Annotated in this window: 16 protein-coding genes; 10 read left to right on the top strand and 6 right to left on the bottom strand. The window is 64.6% G+C overall.

Annotation, left to right across the window (positions count from 1 at the left end; genetic code table 11):
- Positions 1 to 23 precede the first annotated feature (23 nt).
- From AC1Z36_RS05595 to AC1Z36_RS05560, 8 genes are all read left to right on the top strand, one after another.
- Positions 24 to 974 carry a beta-ketoacyl-ACP synthase III gene (locus tag AC1Z36_RS05595; protein ID WP_105662016.1) on the top strand — a complete coding sequence of 317 codons (951 nt, stop codon included), beginning with the start codon at positions 24 to 26 and terminating at the stop codon, positions 972 to 974.
- Between the two features lie 138 nt (positions 975 to 1112).
- Positions 1113 to 1451 (top strand): ArsR/SmtB family transcription factor, encoded by a 339-nt coding sequence (locus tag AC1Z36_RS05590; protein ID WP_105656228.1) that lies wholly within the window; start codon positions 1113 to 1115, stop codon positions 1449 to 1451.
- Positions 1448 to 2428 carry a TIGR03086 family metal-binding protein gene (locus AC1Z36_RS05585; RefSeq protein WP_105662017.1) on the top strand — a complete coding sequence of 327 codons (981 nt, stop codon included), beginning with the start codon at positions 1448 to 1450 and terminating at the stop codon, positions 2426 to 2428. Before AC1Z36_RS05590 ends, AC1Z36_RS05585 begins: the two co-directional genes overlap by 4 nt.
- Positions 2429 to 2437: 9 nt before the next feature.
- Entirely contained in the window at positions 2438 to 2875 is a 438-nt protein-coding gene (locus tag AC1Z36_RS05580; protein ID WP_483561793.1) for an SRPBCC family protein, read from the top strand.
- 136 nt (positions 2876 to 3011) lie between these two features.
- Positions 3012 to 3716 (top strand): FadR/GntR family transcriptional regulator, encoded by a 705-nt coding sequence (locus AC1Z36_RS05575; protein ID WP_105656225.1) that lies wholly within the window; start codon positions 3012 to 3014, stop codon positions 3714 to 3716.
- Positions 3713 to 4708 carry an asparaginase gene (locus AC1Z36_RS05570; protein WP_286134627.1) on the top strand — a complete coding sequence of 332 codons (996 nt, stop codon included), beginning with the start codon at positions 3713 to 3715 and terminating at the stop codon, positions 4706 to 4708. Before AC1Z36_RS05575 ends, AC1Z36_RS05570 begins: the two co-directional genes overlap by 4 nt.
- Positions 4709 to 4755: 47 nt before the next feature.
- Positions 4756 to 6171: an aspartate ammonia-lyase gene (locus AC1Z36_RS05565; protein WP_105662019.1), complete on the top strand. Its 1416-nt coding sequence runs from the start codon at positions 4756 to 4758 to the stop codon at positions 6169 to 6171.
- A 14-nt stretch (positions 6172 to 6185) separates the two neighbouring features.
- Positions 6186 to 7664, top strand: coding sequence for an amino acid permease (locus AC1Z36_RS05560; RefSeq protein WP_105662020.1), 1479 nt, complete (start codon positions 6186 to 6188; stop codon positions 7662 to 7664).
- Positions 7665 to 7735: 71 nt separating this feature from the next.
- Here AC1Z36_RS05560 and AC1Z36_RS05555 read toward each other — a convergent pair whose 3' ends face one another.
- The gene (locus AC1Z36_RS05555; RefSeq protein ID WP_286134629.1) at positions 7736 to 10648 is read right to left on the bottom strand and encodes an FAD-binding and (Fe-S)-binding domain-containing protein; all 2913 of its coding nucleotides are present in this window, start codon (positions 10646 to 10648) and stop codon (positions 7736 to 7738) included.
- 108 nt (positions 10649 to 10756) lie between these two features.
- Here AC1Z36_RS05555 and AC1Z36_RS05550 point away from each other — a divergent pair, with 108 nt between their 5' ends.
- On the top strand, positions 10757 to 11482 hold the full coding sequence (locus tag AC1Z36_RS05550) for a GntR family transcriptional regulator (protein ID WP_105662022.1): 726 nt from the start codon (positions 10757 to 10759) through the stop codon (positions 11480 to 11482).
- Here AC1Z36_RS05550 and AC1Z36_RS05545 read toward each other — a convergent pair.
- From AC1Z36_RS05545 to AC1Z36_RS05535, 3 genes are all read right to left on the bottom strand, one after another.
- A complete protein-coding gene (locus AC1Z36_RS05545; RefSeq protein WP_219844362.1) occupies positions 11479 to 11697 on the bottom strand; it encodes a hypothetical protein in 219 nt (72 codons plus the stop codon). The two genes, AC1Z36_RS05550 and AC1Z36_RS05545, sit on opposite strands and share 4 nt — an antisense overlap.
- A gap of 18 nt (positions 11698 to 11715) precedes the next feature.
- A complete protein-coding gene (locus AC1Z36_RS05540; protein WP_286134630.1) occupies positions 11716 to 13077 on the bottom strand; it encodes a TRAP transporter large permease subunit in 1362 nt (453 codons plus the stop codon).
- A 345-nt stretch (positions 13078 to 13422) separates the two neighbouring features.
- A complete protein-coding gene (locus AC1Z36_RS05535) occupies positions 13423 to 14199 on the bottom strand; it encodes a hypothetical protein (protein WP_105662025.1) in 777 nt (258 codons plus the stop codon).
- Positions 14200 to 14404: 205 nt separating this feature from the next.
- Here AC1Z36_RS05535 and AC1Z36_RS05530 point away from each other — a divergent pair, with 205 nt between their 5' ends.
- Positions 14405 to 16462 carry a S9 family peptidase gene (locus AC1Z36_RS05530; protein ID WP_105662026.1) on the top strand — a complete coding sequence of 686 codons (2058 nt, stop codon included), beginning with the start codon at positions 14405 to 14407 and terminating at the stop codon, positions 16460 to 16462.
- Between the two features lie 31 nt (positions 16463 to 16493).
- On the opposite strand, the gene AC1Z36_RS05525 is transcribed toward AC1Z36_RS05530, so the two are convergent.
- Both AC1Z36_RS05525 and AC1Z36_RS05520 read right to left on the bottom strand, forming a co-directional pair.
- Positions 16494 to 19070, bottom strand: coding sequence for a hypothetical protein (locus AC1Z36_RS05525; RefSeq protein ID WP_105656220.1), 2577 nt, complete (start codon positions 19068 to 19070; stop codon positions 16494 to 16496).
- Complete coding sequence (locus AC1Z36_RS05520) at positions 19070 to 20569, bottom strand: hypothetical protein (RefSeq protein WP_105656219.1); 1500 nt, start codon at positions 20567 to 20569, stop codon at positions 19070 to 19072. The genes AC1Z36_RS05525 and AC1Z36_RS05520 overlap by 1 nt, the downstream gene beginning before the upstream one ends.
- Positions 20570 to 20604: the final 35 nt, after the last annotated feature.

The following is a 20604-nucleotide window of genomic DNA, read 5'->3' as shown; positions in this document are numbered from 1 at the left end:
GAATCCACCGAGGAGCTATATCCATGACCGGCAGCAAAGTCGTCGCCTTTGGCCACTTCCAGCCAGAGCGCATCGTCCCTAACACCGAGCTGGAAAAGTTGGTGGAAACCAGCGATGAATGGATCACCCGACGTGTCGGCATCGAAGAACGCCGCTGGGGAACCGGTGTTGAAACCGTAGACTCCATGGCCATCAAGGCCGCAGAGATGGCGCTGGGCAACGCAGCTGGCATCAAGGCAGCCGATATCGACATGATCATCGTCGCCACCTGCACCGCTACGGACCGTTCGCCGAACATGGCCGCACGCGTAGCTAACGCCCTGGGCATGGACCAAGGGCCGGCAGCGGTGGACGTGAACGTGGCTTGCGCAGGCTTTGCCCACGCCGTTGGCCTGGCCCAGGGCACCATTGCCGCTGGCTCGGCGACGAATGCCTTGGTTATCGGCTCGGAGATGCTCACCGACTACACCGACTTCACCGATCGCACCACCTGCGTGCTGACCGCGGACGGCGCTGGCGCCTTCGTGATCACCGCGTCGGAAGACAACGGCATCTCGCCGGTGGTCTGGGGTTCGGTTCCATCCCTGTCCGATGCAGTGCGCATCGAAGAAGAAAACAACATGAAGTTCGCGCAGAACGGCCAGAGCGTTTACCGCTGGACCGTCACGCAGCTGCCGAAGATCGCTTCGAAAATCATCGACCGTGCCGGCATGAAGCCTGAGGAGCTGGATGCCATTGTCCTGCACCAGGCCAACCTGCGCATCATCGAGCCATTGGCAGAGAAAATCGGCGCACCGAACGCGCGCGTGGCCACCGATGTGGTGTACTCGGGCAACACTTCGGCCGCTTCGGTTCCGCTGGCCCTTTCCAAGTTGATGGCTTCGGATGAGCCATTGCCTTCGGGTTCCAAGGCGTTGCTCTTCGCCTTCGGTGGCGGCCTGGCTTACGCCGGCCAGATCATCACGATCCCTTAAGTATTTTCGCCATGAGTGGGCGCTACGGCATTTTGCCGCGGCGCCCACTAGTGCTTTAACGGCGCCTTCCGCATCTGCCCTAAAAAGCTGCTCCGAACCCCTTGCAACAACGCGTTAGTGACTGCTAACGTATTTTTCATGCTTGATCTACTGGAAGTCGCTTCCGAGCCAACGCGCAGGCGCTTGATTCAGTTGCTGGGTTCCGGGGAACGCACGGTGACGGAACTGGCCGCGAACTTCGCCGTCAGCCGCTCCGCCATCTCGCAACACCTGCTGCTGTTGATTGACGTAGGACTGCTGCAAGCCCGCAAGGATGGCCGCAGCCGCTACTACTCGCTGGACCCTGCAGGCATCACGAAGCTCAAGGCCCTCCTTGACTCGTTCTGGAATACCGAACTCGACCTGCTCGTTGCCGAGGCCGCCGAATTGGCGTCGTTCAATGGGCCACCGCACCAGCCACCAGGAGAAAAGCCATGAGCTTTGAACGAACAGTCATCCTCCCCGTTGACGCCGACACCGCCTTTGCACTGGTCACCAACCCGGAACGCCTTCGCCGCTGGCAAACCGTTGCCAACCGCGTTGACCTGCAGACCGGCGGCAGCTACCGCTTCACCATGGGTCCGGGCCACCAGGCCTCGGGCACTTTCACCGAAATCGAGCCCGGCAAGCGCCTGGTCTTCACCATGGGATGGGAAGGTTCGGATGCCGTTCCGCCCGGCGATTCGACGGTTTTCATCACCCTGGAACCGCTGGATCAGGGCACGGCCCTGACCTTGCGCCATGAGGGGCTGGACGCCGAGCAGTCCTCGGGCCACGCCGAGGGATGGAACCACTTCCTGGATCGGCTGAAGGAGTTTGCCGAAACCGGCGAAGCAGCCATCGACGAGTGGAACGCCGTGCCCGAGCCGCAGAATCCGATCGTTTCCGCCGAGGGCTCCGTGGCAGCCCTGCAGTTCATCCTGAACAACATCTGCGCAGCGGACCTGGCCAAAGCCACTCCCTGCTCCGAGTTCTCCGTGAGCGAGCTGCTGGATCACCTTGCGGGTTCGGTCTCGATGATCGGCGGTGCCCTGGGCGCTGCGGTATCCGATGACCCGGCCCTGGCGCCGGAAGCACGCATCGCCAACCTGGTGCAGCCGACCCTGGAGGCTTTTGCCGCTCGCGGCGTTGCCGGCGAGATTGATCTCGGATTCGCTGTCATGCCGGCTTCAGTGGTTGCCGGGATCCTGAATCTGGAACTGATGGTTCACGGGTGGGACTTCGCCCAGGCGACCGGCCAGGAGTTCGCGATCCATCCTGGCCACGCGGAATACGTACTGGGCTTGGCACGTAAGACTGTGGGACCGGCTCAGCGCACCTCCGGTTCCTTCGCGGAAGAAACCATGGTCGCCGAATCCGCCAGCAGCCTGGATTGCCTGATTGCGTTCACCGGCCGCGTTCCCGCAGGAGCCTGAGGACCTCCCATGGTTGACGTCTCCACGAGCATCGCTATCGACCGGCCACGTTCGGTGGTGGCCGGCTACGCGATGAACACGCTGAACGCTCCAGCGTGGTACCGGAATATCCACTCGGTGCGCCGGCTGGATCTCCATGGCTTCGGCCTCGGATCACACACCGCCTTCGAAGCCAGGTTCCTTGGACGGAAGCTTTCCTACACCTACGAAGTCACCAGGTTCGCGGAGAACGAGGAACTGGTCATGGCCACCGCGCAGGACCCGTTTCCCATGCGCACCACCTATCGCTTCGAAGCGATAGGGCCAACGGCGACCCGGGTCCACCTGCGCAATGACGGCGAGCCAACTGGCTTCGGCAAACTGGCCGGCCCGCTGATGGAAATGATGATGCGGCGAGCCAATATGGCTGATCTCCGGGCGCTGAAAAGCATCCTGGAGAAAGACTGAGGACCAGCGGCGAACACCGCGGATACCTTGCCTGTGGCATCGCGTCCGCGGTGTTCGCGCGTCGCTGACCTGAGCATTCCCGATTGCTCCAGTTCCCGACTTGACGTTAAGTGGATCACACCCCAGACTGGTACACGTGAACCTGTCTGACAGCTGGACACCCGGACAGCAACCGATCGAACGACGATCCGCTGCCGAAGGCGTCTTCCATGCACTCCGCCTAGCCATTGAAGCCCAGGAAATCGCCATCGGCGCGAAACTGGGATCCGAAGCTGCCCTCGCGGCCGACTACGGCGTGAGCCGCTCGGTCATCCGCGAAGCGCTGCGCTCCTGCGCGGCCCTGGGCCTGACCCGCACCGAAACCGGGCGCGGCACCTTCGTGGTCTCCCACCGGCCCACCCGCGAGCTGAAACTGGGCACGTTCTCCTCCGACGACCTGCACGAAGCCCGTCCGCATATCGAAATCCCGGCTGCCACCCTCGCCGCCACCCGGCGCACCGCCGAGGACCTGGAGCGGATCAGCGGGCTGATCGAGGCGATGGAGCAGGAAGACGACCCGGCAGCCTGGGTCGAGCTGGACGCCGCCTTCCATGCCGCGATCGCCCAGGCCAGCGGCAACTCGGTGTTCTCCAAGGTCGTCGCGGACATCCGCGAGGCCATGGCCCGCCAGTCCGAGACCGTGAACCTGGTTGCCGGCCGCCGGTCGCCGTCGAACTCGGAGCACCAGGAAATCTACCAGGCCATCGCCGCCCAAGACCCGCAAGCGGCCAACAATGCGATGGCCAAGCACCTCAATGCGGTGCAGCAAGCAGTATCCACCATAGTCAGGAGCAAGAAGTGACCCCCGCCGATCCCCAGACCCTGCGCGCTTCGCTGGTCGTTGAGGCACTGCCGCAGCACGAACCGCTGGTCATCGCCACCCGCGGCGAGGCCGTGGAGTCCATCCACTACGGCTCGGCCGTGCTGCTGGATCCCGCCGGCTCCATCGCCGCCAGCCGCGGCGATGCCCAGGCCGCGTTCTACCCGCGCTCGGCGCTCAAGCCGCTGTTCGCCGTGGGCATGCTGCGCGCCGGACTGCAGCTCGACGACCAGCAGCTGGCCTTGGCCTCGGCCAGCCACTCCGGGAGCCCGCGCCACCTGCAGGTCGCCGAATCCACGCTGGCCGCCGCCGGCCTGGACCACACAGCGCTGCGCAATTCCACCGACCTGCCCTACGGCGTTGCCGAGCGCCAGGACTACCTGGCCGCTGGCGGCAAGGCCACCGCGCTCGCGCAGAACTGCTCGGGCAAGCACGCCGCACTGGCGGCCCTGTGCGAGCTCAAGGGCTGGGACACCGCCAACTACCTGCACGACGAGCGCCTCCTGCAGCTGCTGCAGGACACCGTGGAGGATCTTTCGGGCGAACAGATCTCCGGGGTGAGCACCGACGGCTGCGGCACCCCGGTCTACCGGATGACCCTGGCCGGATTGGCCCGCGCCTTCGGCAAGCTGGCCAGCGCCGCGCAAGGCACCGCCGAGGCACGCGTGGCCGCGGCAATGGCCGGCTACCCGGAACTGGTAGCCGGCGTTGGCCGCGATGTCACCGCCCTGATGCGCGCGGTGCCCGGCTCCGTGGCCAAGGACGGTTTCGAGGGCATCCAGGCCGTGGGCCTGCCCGATGGCAGCGCGCTGGCCGTGAAGATCGCCGACGGCTCGGACCGCGCCCGGATGCCGATCACCGCCAAGCTGCTCGCCGAGCACCTGGGCTCCGAGGCCGCGATCGCCCTTGAACCGCTGGCTACCAGCCCGGCCTTCGGCGGCGGTGCGCCCGTGGGCCTGCTGGCCGCACTGTAATTTTTTCCGTTCCAACCATTTCAACGAATCCTGGAGAAGAATCCACCATGCCTGAAACCTTGCTCAGCGGCCAGACCCGCAGCGAGCATGACCTGATCGGCGACCGCGATATCCCGGCGGATGCCTACTGGGGCGTGCACACGCTGCGCGCCAAGGAGAACTTCGACATCACCGGCACCGAGCTGTCCGGCAACCCGCACCTGATCCGCGCATTGGCGCGCGTGAAGCAGGCCGCGGCGCGTGCCAACCACGAGCTGGGGCTGCTGGACGCCCAGCGCGCGAACGCCATCGACCAGGCCTGCGAGGCCATCGCCGGCGGGGCGCTGCATGAGCAATTCATCATCGACCCGATCCAGGGCGGGGCCGGCACCAGCACCAATATGAACGCCAACGAGGTCATCGCCAACCTGGCGCTGGAAATCCTGGGCCATGCCAAGGGCGAGTACCAGCACCTGCACCCCAACGACCACGTGAACCTCTCGCAGTCCACCAACGACGCCTACCCGACCGCGGTGAACATCGCCACGCACTTCGCCACCCAGCCGCTGCTGGCAGCCATCGAGGTGCTGCAGGATTCGTGCATCGCCAAGGCCGCCGAGTTCCGCACCGTGGTGAAGATGGGCCGCACCCAGCTGCAGGACGCCGTGCCGATGACCGTGGGCCAGGAGTTCCGCGGCTGGGCCGTGACCCTGGGCGAGGACCGGGCGCGGCTGGAAGAATCGCTGTGCCTGGTCACCGAGATCAACCTCGGCGCCACCGCCATCGGCACCGGGCTGAACGCCCCGGCCGGCTATGCCGAGGCCGCCTGCCGCCACCTGCGCGAGCTGACCGGCCTCCCGCTGACCACCAGCCCGGACCTGATCGAAGCCACTTCGGATGTGGGCGCGTTCGTGCACCTCTCGGGCGTGCTCAAGCGCGTGGCGCTGAAGATCTCCAAGATCTGCAACGACCTGCGCCTGCTCTCCTCCGGTCCGCGCGCTGGCCTGAACGACCTGCAGCTGCCGGCCGTGCAGTCCGGTTCCTCGATCATGCCCGGCAAGGTCAACCCGGTGATCCCGGAAGTGGTCAGCCAGATCGCCTACCAGGTGGTGGGCCACGACTTGACCGTGACAATGGCCGCCGAGGGCGGGCAGCTGCAGCTGAACGCCTTCGAGCCGGTGATTGTGCACTCGATCGGGCTCTCCCTGAAGCACCTGGCCAACGGCTGCCTGACCCTGGCGCACAAGTGCATCGACGGGATCACCGTGGACGAGCAGGCGCTGCGCCGCGAGGTGGAGAACTCCATCGGCCTGGTCACCGCGCTGAACCCGCGACTGGGCTACGCGGCATCCACCTCGGTGGCCCTCGAAGCGCTGCACACCGGACGCGGCGTGGCCGAGCTGGTGCTCGAACGCGGCCTGCTCTCGGCCGAAGACCTCAATGAGTTGCTCTCCCCCGAGCGCCTCGCCAACCTCACCGACTAGATCCGAGGAATCATATGGATAATTCCACTCCGCACGCCACCGCGGCGCACGTCCCCGATGCCGCGCTGACGGCCGGCGACAACGATTACCACAAGGGCCTGTCCTCCCGGCAGATGCAGATGATCGCCATTGGCGGAGCGATTGGCACCGGCCTGTTCATGGGCGCCGGAGGGCGCCTCGAGGCGGCCGGCCCGGGCATCGTCATCAGCTACGCGGTCTGCGGCTTCTTCGCCTTCCTGATCCTGCGGGCGTTGGGCGAACTGGTCATGCACCGTCCGTCGACCGGCTCCTTCGTCTCCTACGCCCGCGAGTTCTACGGCGAGAAGGCGGCCTTCGCCACCGGCTGGCTGTACTGGCTGAACTGGGTGATGACCGCCATCGTGGACATCACCGCGGTCGCCCTGTACATGGGCTTCTTCGGCAAATACGTGGGGTGGATCAGCTCGGTGCCGCAGTGGCTCTGGGCGCTGGCCGCGCTGGCCGTGGTGCTCACCATGAACCTGATCTCCGTCAAGGCCTTCGGCGAGATGGAATTCTGGTTCGCGCTGATCAAGGTCGTGGCCCTGGTGGCCTTCCTGATTGTCGGCTGCTACTTCGTCATCTTCGGTACCCCGCTGGACGGGCATGAGGTCGGCTTCTCGCTGCTGGCCGATAATGGGGGGCTGCTGCCCAACGGCCTGCTGCCGGTGCTGGTGCTGATGCAGGGCGTGGTCTTCTCCTATGCTTCCATCGAGCTGATCGGCACCGCCGCGGGTGAAACGGAGAATCCGGAAAAGGTCATGCCCAAGGCGATCAACACCGTGATCATCCGCATCGCCGTATTCTACGTCGGCTCGCTGGTACTGCTCTCGCTGCTGCTGCCCTACACCGCGTACAGCGCCGGGGAATCGCCGTTCGTGACCTTCTTCGGATCCATCGGCGTGCAGGGCATGGACGTGGTGATGAACCTGGTGGTGCTCACCGCGGCGCTGTCCTCGCTGAACGCCGGGCTCTACTCCACCGGGCGCATCATGCGCTCCATGTCATTGAACGGCTCGGCGCCGAAATTCGCCGGGCGCATGAACAAGGCCGGGGTACCCTACGGCGGCATCGTGATCACCGCCGTGGTGGCAGTGCTCGGCGTGGTGCTCAACGCCGTGGTCCCGGCCAAGGCCTTCGAGATCGTGCTGAACTTCGCTGCCATCGGCATCATTGCCTCCTGGGCGATGATCGTGCTGTGCCAGATGGCCCTGATGAAGTCCGCCAAGCGCGGAGAGCAGGATCGACCCAGCTTCCGGATGCCATTCGCCCCGGTTTCAGGCTGGGTAACCCTGGGCTTCCTGGCCCTGGTGCTGGTGATGATGGCCTTCGATAATCCGGTAGGCACCTGGACGGTTGCCTCGCTGGTGATCATCATCCCGCTGATCATCGGCGGCTGGTACCTGTGCCGCGGACGGATCAACGAGATCGCCGAGGCACGGCTGCGCAACGAGCAGCCGGCCAACCAGCCGTAGCAGGATCGCAGAACCGGCCCGGATGCAGCATCGCGCTGTGTCCGGGCCGGTTTTCTGCGTTCCGAGCCTGGCTAGCCGGTGATCTTGGCCTTGAGCAGCACCTGCGCCAGATGCATGCCGCGGACCTCCGTGCCCTCGGCGATCTGCGTGCGGCAGGAGAATCCGTCGGCGAGCACCACATCGTCCTGCGCACGATTGCGGATGGCCGGGAAGAGCTCGCGTTCGCCCAGCGAGCGGGATAGTTCTGCATGTCCGGGTTCGAATCCCCAGTTGCCGGCCAAGCCGCAGCAGCCGGTTTCGATTTCACGCTCGGCAATGCCGATGCTGCGCAGCACGGCCGAGGATGAGCCATGGTCACCCTGCGAACGCTCATGGCAATGGACTTGCGACACCGCGCCGACGTTCAGCTGTTCGAAGGGCCAGCTGGCGCTGGGCTTGCCATCGGCCGGAACATGCTTGGCGATCAGATCCGCGAACGGCACGACGGCCGCCGACAGCGCCGCCGCGCGAGGATCCTCGGGAACCAGCTCGGTGATTTCGTGGCCGAGCATCACCGTGCAGGACGGTTCCAGGCCGATTACCGGGTAGCCGGCCTTGACCAGGGGTTCCATGACGTCCAAGGTGTGCTTGATGACCTTGCGCGCGGTATCCAGCTGGCCGGTTGAGTGCCACGTCAAACCGCAGCAGACGAACCCTTCGGGAATGATCACCCGGTAGCCGAGGGTTTCGAGCACTTCGACTGCCGCCTCGCCTGGTCCGGTATCCAGGTGGTTGTTGAAGGAATCCGGCCAGAGCACCACGGTGCCCTGCGGCGATGCGGCTTCTGTTTCGTTCCGCTTGGCCGCCCAGCGCTGCAGCGATTCGCCCGAGAACGTGATCATCTTGCGTGTCGGTTCAATGCCGCCAACCTTCTTGACAAGCCGTTGCACCGCTTCGAAGCGCAGCACGGTGTTGGCCAAGGATGCCGCACCTGGCACCTGGTGCATCCAGTGGGTAAGCTTGGGTAGCCACCCCATGGTGTAGTGCGCCATCGGGCGGATGCGACCCTCGTAGAACTTGTGCAGGAACTCCGACTTGTAGGTAGCCATATCCACATTGACCGGGCATTCGGAAGCGCAGGCCTTGCAGGACAGACAGAGGTCCAGGGCGTCCTTCACCTCTTCGGACTTGTAGGCATCGGGCAAGGTGGTGCCGCGGAACATCTCGGAAAGCACCCGGGCACGGCCACGCGTGGAGTTGACCTCGTTATGAGTGCCCTGGAAGGACGGGCACATGGCCCCCTCGTCCGAACGGCACAGGCCTACGCCCACGCAGCGGTTGACCGCGTTGACCAAGGAACCCTTGTCGCGCGAGAGCGCATGAACCGGCGTCAGCTCGAAGCTGCGCTGCCCGGGTCCGGGACGCAGCGACTCATCGATGCGTTCCGGATTGACCAATACCCCGGGGTTGAACAGGCCCTCGGGATCGAAGGCCGCCTTGAAGCTGGCGAATGCCTTCATCATCTTCGGGCTGTACATGCGGGTGAGCAATTCCGAGCGCGCCCTGCCGTCCCCGTGCTCGCCGGACAGCGAGCCTCCGTGCTTGGCTACGGTGTCGGCGGCCTGTTCCATGAACTGGCGGAAGATCGCCATGCCTTCTTCGGTGCCCAAATCGAAGGAGATGCGCACGTGGACGCATCCCTCGCCGAAGTGCCCGAAGGGGATGCCGCGCAGTCCATGGGTGTCCATGAGCGCGTACAGGTCGCGCAGGTAGTCGGCGAGATTTTCCGGCGGAACCGCGGAATCTTCCCAGGACGGCCAGGCCTCGCCGCCATCTGGCAGACGGGTGACAATACCGGCGGAGGCTTCGCGGATCTTCCATAGCGTGCGGGCCTCGGCATGGTCCGTCACGACCACGGCATCGATCGCAGCTCCGGTCTGCGCGGCATACGCGGACTGCACCAGCTCATCGGCGATGCTTCGTGCCTGTTCCATGGTTTGCCCAGCAGTCTCGCAGAAGAGCCAGCCGCCGGCCTTGGCTACGCCACCGCGGTTGGCGGCACCCATGCCTGGCAGGTTGGATCCGGCATCCTGCTGCCCGGGGCGGCTACGCAGCGCATCGAGCAGATCTCCGCCCATGCCTTCCGCGGTGGCAAGGCCTGGCCGGCGCAGGGATGCGGCCGCAGCCGCGGCGTCGAAGACCGTTTCAAAAGCCAATACTGCCAGCGCCGTATGCTTCGGCTTCTCGACAAGGCGCACCACCAGCTCGGTGATGACCCCGCAGGTACCTTCGGAACCGGAGAGCGCCTTGGCGACATTGAACCCGTTTTCCGGGAGCAGATAGTGCATGCCGTAGCCGGAGACCTGGCGGGCGAAGCGGCCCAGTTCGGTGCGCAATTCCTTGAGGTTCGCATCGCGAAGCGCCTTGAGCTTTCCGTCAAGTTCTTCGCTGCTGGTGCCGTCGGAGTTGACCTCAACCACGGATCCGTCGCCTAGCATGATCTTCATGGACACGACGTTGTCCGCGGCGGTGCCCCACGCCAGCGAGTGCGAGCCGCAAGCGTTGTTGGCCACCATGCCGCCTACGGTGCAACGGCTATGGGTCGACGGGTCCGGGCCGTAGGTCAGCCCGTATTCAGCAGCCGCATCACGCAGCTGGTCGCAGATGACTCCAGGCTGGATGCGTGCGGTCTTCGCCTCGGGATCGATGTCGAGGATCTTATTGAAATAGCGGGAGGTGTCCAGGATCAACCCCTCGCCGATGGCGTTGCCCGCAACCGAGGTGCCGCCACCTCGCGACGTGATCGAAAGGCCTTCGGCCTTGGCATATTCGATACCCAAGGCGATGTCGGCCTCGCTGCGCACTTCGAGGACCGCTTGCGGAACCCGACGGAATATCGAGGCATCGGAAATATATGCAGCCCGAGTCGTCAGATCGGTCCGTAGCCGTTCCCGCATCTCATTTGCCTCAGGACTCAAGGTCTGGATGCTCGACTGAGCTGACATGGTGATCGCCTCTCGTTGATTCGTCTCATCAGAGTAACATGTTACACACTGTTTAGTTTCTTGATTACGTGAAAACTCCGCAGTCGATTTCAATGAGAGAATCAGTTCATGACCTCCGATCCCCAAGTCCCCGCCCAACATGGGCGCACATTGACCGAACAAGTGATGGACTACGTCCGTTCAGCTGTCATTTCTGGGGAATTGAAGACCGACACCCTCTACAGCGTGTACCAGCTGGCTGATCGATTGAAGATCTCCCGGTCACCGGTGCGCGATGGCCTGTTGCGTCTGGAAGAAGCCGGCTTGATTGAATTTGCGCGGAATCGCGGCTTCCGCATCATTCCGACCCAGCCAAAAGATGTCGCAGAAATTTTCTCGCTACGGCTGGCTCTGGAGGTTCCTGCCGCGTTCCGAGCCGCGCAGGCCTGCACCCCGCAAATCGCAGCGCAGCTAAATGAGATCGTTGGCGGTCTGTCCCGTTGCGCCGAAGCCGAACTGACCGAAGAGTTCTTCGATCTGGACCAGCAGCTGCACGACTTCATCCTTGAAGTCGCGCAATCGAACCGCGGCCGCAACATCGTGAACCGCCTTCGTGTCGCAACGCGGCTGCTGGGCGTTTCCACCGCAGGCAAGCAGCGCACGCTGAGCGACATCATGGTCGAGCATGAACCGATTATCACCGCAATCTCCAGTGGCAACGCCCCGGCAGCGGCCCTGGCGATGCGCCAGCACCTGGTCGCGACAGGAAAGCTTTTGCTCGCACAAGCAGTTCAGGGCCAAGGTTTGGACCTTGACCCTGAAAACTTGTGGACAGAACTGACAGCTGGCTACTAGTCCTGCTCGTCTTCCTTGTATTCCTTTGAATACTGCAGCACGAAGGCACACAGAGCGCACGCTGTCGCGAAACTGAATGTCCACGGGTACAGGACCTGCTTTGCGCCGCTGACCAGGTCGCCATTCAGCGACAGCACACCTGCCAGCTGCGTGCCGACGATTGCCGTGCCGCCGATCATGAACAGCGCCAAGAAGATCAGAAACAGAATTTTCATGAGTCGCATGTTTATCTCCTACGAAATCGGAATCGGCAGCCAGCCCATGCCGACAAGCCAGGCAATGGCGATCATTGGCAGCACGAAGTAGCCCAGCAATGGCATGAACATCTTGGTTGGATTGGTTTCGGCGAAGCCGGCAGCCAAATAGATCGGCGCTCCGACCGGTGGCGAAGAACCCTCGGTCGAGGTGCACAACAGCACTGTCACCACGGCGATGACTGGGTCGATACCCACGCTGGTCAGCGCCATCACTGCCGGTGCACCCACGGCCGCGGCGGTTGCCGTCGAGGACAGCGGGGTGGCTACGACCACAGCCATGACACAGACGATTGCGACAATCGCCGCCTTTGGCATATCCAGTGAACCCAGGAAATCTGAAAGCTGCGGACCGACGCCCAGGGCCTCCATGATGTTCGATGCGCTCAGCGCCGCGAAGAGTGAAACACCAACAGTGGCGAACTGCGGCAGCTCGCGATTCAAGATCACCTTGAACTTCGAATCCGGTGCGAAGATCCGCTTTCGCCCCTCGATCAATGCGATCGCCGAAATCAGAATCGGAACCCAAACGATGATCGAGATCGATCCCATCGAGTCCTTGCCCACCAATTCCGGACGGGATAGGAATTCAAACAGCGGGCCGAAGGTCAGCGCGACGGGGATCGCGATACCCAGGAAGATCAGCAGCGAGCGCCAGCCTTCGCGCAATGCTTGCCCCAGCGTCGCCATGCCATCGCGATTCGCTACGGGAATGCCGTCGGCACGAGCCCAAGTGAACACCAGGATCATGCGGTAGAGCACGCAATAAGCGCCGCCAATGGCCAGTGCAACATATACGTCGCCAGCGGAAATTCCAGCGGCAGCCGGCATGGCCAAGAGGATGAACATGGTGCTGTTCGGCGGGAGCGCGACGCCCAAGCCGGAGTTTCCTGCTACCAGCGTTGCAGCGCGGTTGGAAGACCAGCCGTTTTCCTTCATCCACGGAATGGTTACCGAGCCGACCGTCGCCGTGTTGCCTGCGGTTGACCCCGCCACCAGTCCGATTGCGGCCGAGCCGAGGGTCGAGACGTAGGCCGATCCGCCACGAACGCGCCCGAACATCGAGTTCAGGATATGGATCAGGCGCTCGATCAGGCCTGTCGCCGAGACGATCACTCCCATGAACACAAAGGCCATGCCCGCGAAGGTCACGTCTGATTGGAAGCCGTCTATCACTGCTGCGCTCAACAAGTTCAGCGCATCCGCGCCGCCGACCAGTGAACAAGCTATCAGCGCCAGTACCAGCGCCTCTGAAATACGCCGTTTCAGTACGACGTTAACTATGACTGTCACGGCGATGAATACGCCAAGTGCCAGCACGCCCATGTGTGCACCTTTCACGTTATGACTTTGTGTGCCTACACACAGTAGCATGTTACAGGCCACACAATGTGACATGAGAGTCTTTTTGGGCTTTGGTTACACCGCACAGACGGCACAGCCAAGCCTGCTTTTCGCGGCCACCGGGGTTTCCAACGCACCCTGCATCTTCGCCACTCAGCGGCAATTTCTCCTGCCCGCTTCGATGGTCTTCAGCATCTGCAGCCCTTCCGCACCCTTGCGTGGAACACAGCACACTCGCTACCAATTCTGGGCGCGGAATGCAGCTTCTTGAGGCGTGAAGAAAGGCAACAGAAGCCAGCGCGATCGTCTGATTTCTGTTGCCTTCCCTATGTTCTGGTTGGGCTAGCCGACGGCAGGTTCCACGCTGAGCAGGATGTCGCGCACCAACGCGTATTGCTCGGTGCCCAGGAACTGCTGCGCTTGCTGCTTGGTCGGGTCGTCAGGAACACCATGGTCTTCCAGATAATCCTCTTCAACCCACATCATCGGCGACTGCTCGCCGATCCTGAAGAAGTTCAGGTCCGGGTTCTCATCGCGCTTGCCGAGCTCTTCGTCATCGATCAGGGCAATGTCGAATCCTGAATCCTTCTCCCCATCTTCCTGGTCCGTCGATTCCCAGAACTCGGCAATCAGGCTCGTCGGGCGGAATCCGGTATCCGCTCCGGGATTTTCAAGTTCCTTGCGATCCAGCAGCTCCCGTTCATACAGCGCCGTGTCTCCATCCGGAGAGGTTGCCGTGGTGGGGATCAGGGTCAGCACGTGCTTGCCTTGCGCGTCCTTGATCTCCCATTCATCCCATTCGGTGCACTCGCCGTCGCAGTCGTCCCCGGTGGCAGTCCACTGCTCAGGGGTAAAGACGCGGATGCCGTGCACTTCATGCACTTGGCTCAGCTCTGGCGCCGCCGAGCTTGGCGCATCCGCGCTTGCGGTACTTTGCGTTGGGCTGGATTCGGGGCTGGAAGCGGTCGGCGCGCTGGCGCTTGCCGATGGAGACGTTCCGCTGGGTGCTGCGCTCTGGCTTTCGGCCGGTTCCGGCTCGGCTCCCTGGCAGGCAGCCAGCATCAGCGCTGCCGCGCACATCATCGGGAGCGCGCCTAGACGGGTTCTGGCACGGTTCATCTTTTCCAACTCCTTGATCGATCATCCGGTCATGCAGCTGACATCGCGAGCTCCCCCATGGAACCCATCCTCCATGGCCTTGCAGGTTTTTCCAATAGCTGCAGCATCACGCCTTAGTTGCAAGTTGTCCCGGTCGTGCTCCCGATGCCAGGTAATTTTCGATTTCCGGTAGTGCCCAGCCGCGAACAGTGGCAAGATATGTGAAGTGGAACACTCTAAGCATTCATTTCATAATTTAGATTCATTTATCGGCCTGGGCCGCCTCGGCGGCCTGGCGCTCTCCCCCGACGGCACCAAGCTCGTCACCACCCTCAGCGAGCTTTCCGAGGACGGGACGAAATACGAAAGCGCCCTTTGGTCGCTGGATCCCAAAGGCGAAGAACCAGCACGCAGGCTGACGTTCGGCGAGCACGGCGAATCGCAACCGCAGTTCACCGCCAACGGCGACCTGCTCTTCGTGGCCAAGCGCTCGTCGAAGGAAGACGCCAAGGCCGAAGGCTGGATCCTTCCGGTAGCAGGAGGCGAAGCCCGCTCGGTGATTTCCCACCCTGCCGGGGTGCAGTCCTTGCGGATCTGCCAGCAGTCCCCGCAGACCGTCGTGCTGCGCACCTCGGCCTTCTCCCGTGCCAAGGATCTGGAGGCCGAAGCGGCACTGCGCACCGGCCGCAAGGACAAGAAGGTCTCGGCGATCCTGCACACCGGCTATCCGGTACGCTACTGGGACGAAGATCTGGGACCGGCCACCCCGCACTACTACACCGGGTCCCTGCCCGGCCTGCAGGACGCCACCAGTACCCAGCTCACCGACCTCACCCCGGGTGTCGGTGCGAATCTGGAGGATACGTCCTACGACGTTGCTTCCAATGGCAGTTTCCTGGTCACCGAATGGCAAGTTCCCGAAGGCCGGGCCTCCTCGGCCCCTGGATTGATGCGCATCGACCTGCACACCGGCGCCCACGAAATGCTGCTGGCCCCCGACGACACGTACGAATATACGCTGGGCAAGATCAGCCCGGATTCAACCCAGCTGGCCTACGCCCGCTGGGAGCGTTCCACCGCCGATACCGCCCCGGTCTTCGAGTTGTGGCTGATGGATCTGGCCGACGGCGCCACCCACCGGATCGCCGCCGGCTGGGACCGCTGGGTCAATGACCTGCAGTGGGTTCCCAACGGGCGCTCGCTGCTGCTGACCGCCGATGACAACGGCCACGCCCCGGTCTTCCATCTGAGCCTGTACAACGACAAGATCACCCGGCTCACCGATGACGGCGCGTTCACCGATCTGGCCATCCGCAGCGACTCGCGTACCGCCTACGCGCTGCGTTCCAGCTACCTGTACCCGGCCGAACCGGTAGCCATCGACCTGGCGCATACCGGCGATCTGGAGCCGGGCGAATTCGCGGCCTTGACCGAACTGCGCTCCCCGGTGTCCCGTCCGGCCCTGCCCGGAACGCTCACCGAGGTGACGACCACCGCCGAAGACGGGTCGAGCATCCGCGCCTGGCTGGCCCTGCCCGCCACCGCTTCTGCCGCCGACAAGGCGCCGCTGCTGCTGTGGATCCATGGCGGGCCGCTGGGCTCGTGGAATGCCTGGAGCTGGCGCTGGAGCCCATGGCTGCTGGTGGCCCAGGGCTATGCCGTGCTACTGCCGGATCCGGCCCTGTCCACCGGCTACGGCCAGGAGTTCATCCAGCGCGGCTGGGGCCGCTGGGGCCAAGAACCGTATACGGACCTGCTGGCCATCACCGATGCCGCCGAGGCGCGGCCGGACATCGATGAAACCCGCACCGCCGCCATGGGCGGCTCCTTCGGCGGCTACATGGCCAACTGGGTGGCTGGGCACACCGACCGCTTCAAGGCCATCGTCACCCATGCCAGCCTGTGGGCGCTGGAAGGCTTCGGCAAGACCACCGACGCCGCGTTCTACTGGACCCGCGAGATGAGCCCCGAAATGCGCGAGCAGAACTCGCCGCATCATTCGGTGGGCAGCATCGTCACCCCGATGCTGGTCATCCACGGCGACAAGGACTACCGGGTGCCCATCGGCGAGGGCCTGCGCCTGTGGTACGAGCTGCTGGCCGATTCGGGGCTGCCCCAGAAGGAAGACGGCAGCACCGAGCACCAGTTCCTGTACTTCCCGGATGAGAACCACTGGGTGCTGTCCCCGCAGCACGCCAAGATCTGGTACCAGGTTGTCACCGAGTTCCTCTCCCAGAAGGTGCTGGGCAACGCGCCGCAGGAACTGCCCGAGCTGCTGGGCTAGAACCGCGCAGTGCCGGACTGCCGGGGCGGAGTCATTTCTGTCCCGGCAGTTCCACTGGCGCTGGAGCATCTCCCCCGGCACCGCGGCTGGCCAGCACCAGCGCCTTGGCCCGCCGCGCCACGTCGGCATCGCGTTCGCCCAGCAGCGCTACCAGCCGGGCCAGATGCGCCGCGCGCTGGGCATAGCCGGCGGCAAGGCGCTGGCCCAGGGTCATCGAGGATAACTCCTGGGCTTCGCGCCAAGCCATCATCAAGGCCCGCTCGAACAATCGCTGCCCTGCCTCGTCCGCATTCCCGGCCGCGGTCGCGCCGAGCACGGCCACCGCATTGATCTGCGAATCCTCCAGGCCCATGGCCAGCTGCTCCAGCTGCCGGCGTGATTGCTGCACCGACCGCGAACCGCGGGAGAACCGGGTCAGCTGCGTGCTGGCCCCGAGCAGGTACTGGATCACCTGGAGAACGTTGATTACCGTGAAGAACAGCATGAACACGAGCATCCAGTACAGCAAGGTGGTGTTGTAGTCCGGCTGCTCGTACCCGGCTTGCTTGAGCACCACGGCGAAGTCCTCGGCCGCGCTGGCCGCTTCCATCGCCGGATAGTTCGACTCGTAGATGCTTCCGTGCTCCCACCCGCCGGTCGTTCCCCACGAGGCGGTACCGCTGATGACCGCACCGGAAATCAGCCCTGGCATGATGCCCTTGCCCTCGTCCGTGATCAGCAGCGGAATGATCGTCAAGTCCTCGGGCAGCTCCCCGTTGGCAGGATCAGCGCGATCGGAGTATTCGTCCTTGATCCGCAAGATCGCCGCGCGCACGCTCTCGGGCGTCGAATCACGGTATTCCGAGCCGTCGAAGTGCTTGAGTTCCAGGTAGGCTTCGGCATCGCGCACCGCAACCAGGATCTGCTGCGGGGTGTCGAAGTCCTCTTCCATGTACCGGCGGATCTCGGCCTCGTCAACCAGCTGGCCCTGGTCATCGATTTCAAGTTCCATTCCCCGGCCGGACCCCTCATGGGTGCGTTCGGGTTCGTTGGCTATCGAGGAGACAATGAGCCCCGCGGCGATCAGGCTGCCCACCAGCAGGGCCGCAAGCAGTCCAGACTTCCACGCCCGGCGCAGCTTCGGCGGTTCATCGCCAGCTGCCTTGCGGGTGCTGGCGAGCCGGGCCAGCATGCGCTGCCAGCCAGCAGGTTCGCCCGATGTCCCTCCGGCAGCCTGGTCGGTCTGCAGCGTGTCGCCGAGAATCCCGCGGGCCAGCGAGTTCGCCGTGGCGATCTGCGCCAGCGCACCCTGCTTGGATACCGGCGGCAAGCCCAGGCTGGAGCGCAGCTCATTGTGCTGGGCGCCGATCTGGGGCACCGGCTGCTGCAGGCCCCGCGGATACCGGCGCAGCCGGGCAGCGATCTTCCCGGCGAGCTTCGCCAGCCGCCGTTCGGCCTCGGCCCAGCGCTCGATGGCGGTGCGCTGGCTGGTATCGCCATGGGCGGCATTGAGCAGTTCGCCGAGGGCACTGCGGAAATCCGCCAGGTCCTTGCCGGCCACCATGGTGCCCGGAGCGGTGTCCAGCCGGATCAGCAGCGCCGTGGCCGCATCGTTGATCGGGCTGCTGAGCTTGTCGAAGGTGGATCCGGTGCCAGCCAGGTGCGCATGCACCGAGCCGGCGCCCATCAGCGAGTCGGCCAGTTCCGTCAGCTTGCGCGTGTCGGCCTCGAAGGCCGCCAGCTGCTGCCCGGTGCTCTGTTCCAGGCATTCAGCCCGGGTGAACAGCGAGCGCACCAAGGGCGCTTCGCGGCGGGCGGCATCCAGGGACAGGGATTCGAGCTGCCGCCACGCCTTGGTGAAGCCGGCAGGACGGCGCGATTGGTCGGTGGCCTGGTAGGTGGCTTCCAGTGCTTCGAGGTCCAGGAGCACGCGGGCCAGCTTGCGCTGCGCCGCGGCCAGCCGCCTGTGGCGCGATGCCCACCTCGAGCGGAAGCGCAGGGCGCTGGCCAGGAATGCGGCGGTGAGCATGGCGCTCGCACCCACGGCCGCGAACCAGAAGATCGCCGAGCTGCTGGGCGAATCGTCCAGCAGCACGGCGGCAGTATGCGCGGCGGCCGCCGCCGCCTTGGGCCCATGGCCTACCGAAACGTTCTTGGTGAAGGCGTGCTCGATGTCGAAGCGCAGGTCGGTATGCGCGTCGTCGGATGCTGCAAGGCTGCGGTCCAGGCCCACCCCGGCGAAGCGCTGTTCGGCGTCGCTTAGCCCGGGATCCCTGTTCTCCATCCTGGTCGAGACGATGATCTGGTTTTCCGGCACCTGCCCGCGCAGCAGTTCATCACCCGTGAGCCAGCGGTCGGTGATGACCAGTTCCAGCGGGGCCGTGGCACGCACCGGGTGCCGGGCCATCTCGGCGTCCACCGTCTGCTGGGTGATGTTGAAGCCGTTATCGCCGCGGACCACCACCTGGACCTCGTAGGGGTCCGGGACGTTGGCTGCCTGCACGGCCAGCACCGCGCGCACGCCCAGCGCGGTGGTCACCAGCGCCATGATGATGGCGGCGATGGCAGTCCAATGGTACGGGCGGTGCAGGCGCCGCCCGGTGGAATCATGCATCAAGCGGGCCGGCATCAGCGGGTCCCGCTTCCTGGCGCGAAATTCCGGAGCACTGTGATGGGATCGTCCTCCAGCGGATCGGTTTTCCGCTGCGCGCCCTCCATTGATTCGCCCAGGCCGTGGGGAATCTTCAGCCTCGCCTGGCGGGCTTGGGCCAGTCCATCGTGCAACACGCCATCGAGTTCGTCGCGCAGTTCCCACAGCCTGTCCAGGATCCCCGGGGCCGTATCCGCGCCGGTACTCCTGCAGCTCAGGCGGGTGTGCAGCAGCTGCAGCTCATCGGTATGCGTGATGATCACGGTGCGCGCGGCCTGCGCGCAAGCCAGTTGCCCGGCACCGGGAAGATCGAGGAACAGCGCCAGGTCCTCCAGCCGTGCACGGTGGTATGCGAAAGTCCGGTTCCAGGATTCGCGAGAATCCCGTGGCCGTCCTGCGAAGTCGTGGGCCAGCTGGACCGCGCCGCGCAGCAGCGAGAGTTCGCGTTCGCGGCGGCGCAGATCTGCCAGCTGCTTTTCGGAGACCTGCTGCGACTGCAGGGAATCCGGGGCCGTGTCCAATGCGCGCAAGGCACCTTGCTGGGAGCCGGCCCGTTGCCTTTCAAGTTCTGCCATCACCTGCGCCAAGCGGCTCTCCCCCGCCAGGCCGGGATCGGGCACCGGATGGCGGTTCAGGTAAATGCTTGCCCGCTGGATCCGTGATTCGAGCAGCTCGGCCTGCTTGTTGCGATCGGCGGCGGCTGCCTGCCGGGCCTTGCGGCGCTTGGCACGCCAGGCCCATGCGAGCAGGAACGCAAGGGTCGCGGCCAGCGCGCCCACGGCGATCACCTTGGCCAGTGTCCGGTCCGGCGGTGCCTGCAGCTGCTGCGTGGTGGCCAGCGCGACGGCGGTGATCCCCGCGGTGTAATCCCCGGCGGCGAACTCTCCCTGACCTGCCTCCAGGATCCGCTGCTGGCTTCCCGGTGCGGTTTCGCGCACGTCGCGCCCGGGATCCACGGCGATTTCCACCGGATCCCCGGCTTCCTGGGGAAGCATCACGCCGATGGCGATCCAGCCTTCCCCGACATAGCCCAGGGTCTTTCCGTTCTCCAGCCAGTCATCGCTCAGCGCGTCGCTGTCGCCGAACATCAGCATCCCGCGCACCAGCTGCCCGGCTCCCTTGAGGTTGTTCGGTTCCTGGTCCACCCCGAGCAGGATCTTCGCATCCTGTTCGCCCACGGCCTGCCGGACCTGGTCCATGATCCGTTCCGAATCCACCTCATCGAGTGCCGCATCGGTGACTGCCAGGTAGAAGTTGCCTTCCTGCGAGGTCACCGACGGGATGAGGACGGTGCCTTCATCTGCGGAGTCATCGTCGGGCGTCGCCGAGGGGTAGACCGGAGCCGTGGCCTCTGGCTGAGTTGGATCCGCGGCTGCCTGCGCCGGCACAACGCCCAGTCCCAGGCCCAGGGCTGCGAACAGGCCCGCGAGCAGCAGCTTGCCGGGGTACTTCAGGTCGGTGCAACACGTGCGGTTCATGGGAACAACTGTATCAACAGGGGTTTGAATAACCC

The organism is Glutamicibacter sp. BS14, assembly GCF_056934375.1.
This window is presented reverse-complemented; position numbering and strand designations above follow the sequence as displayed.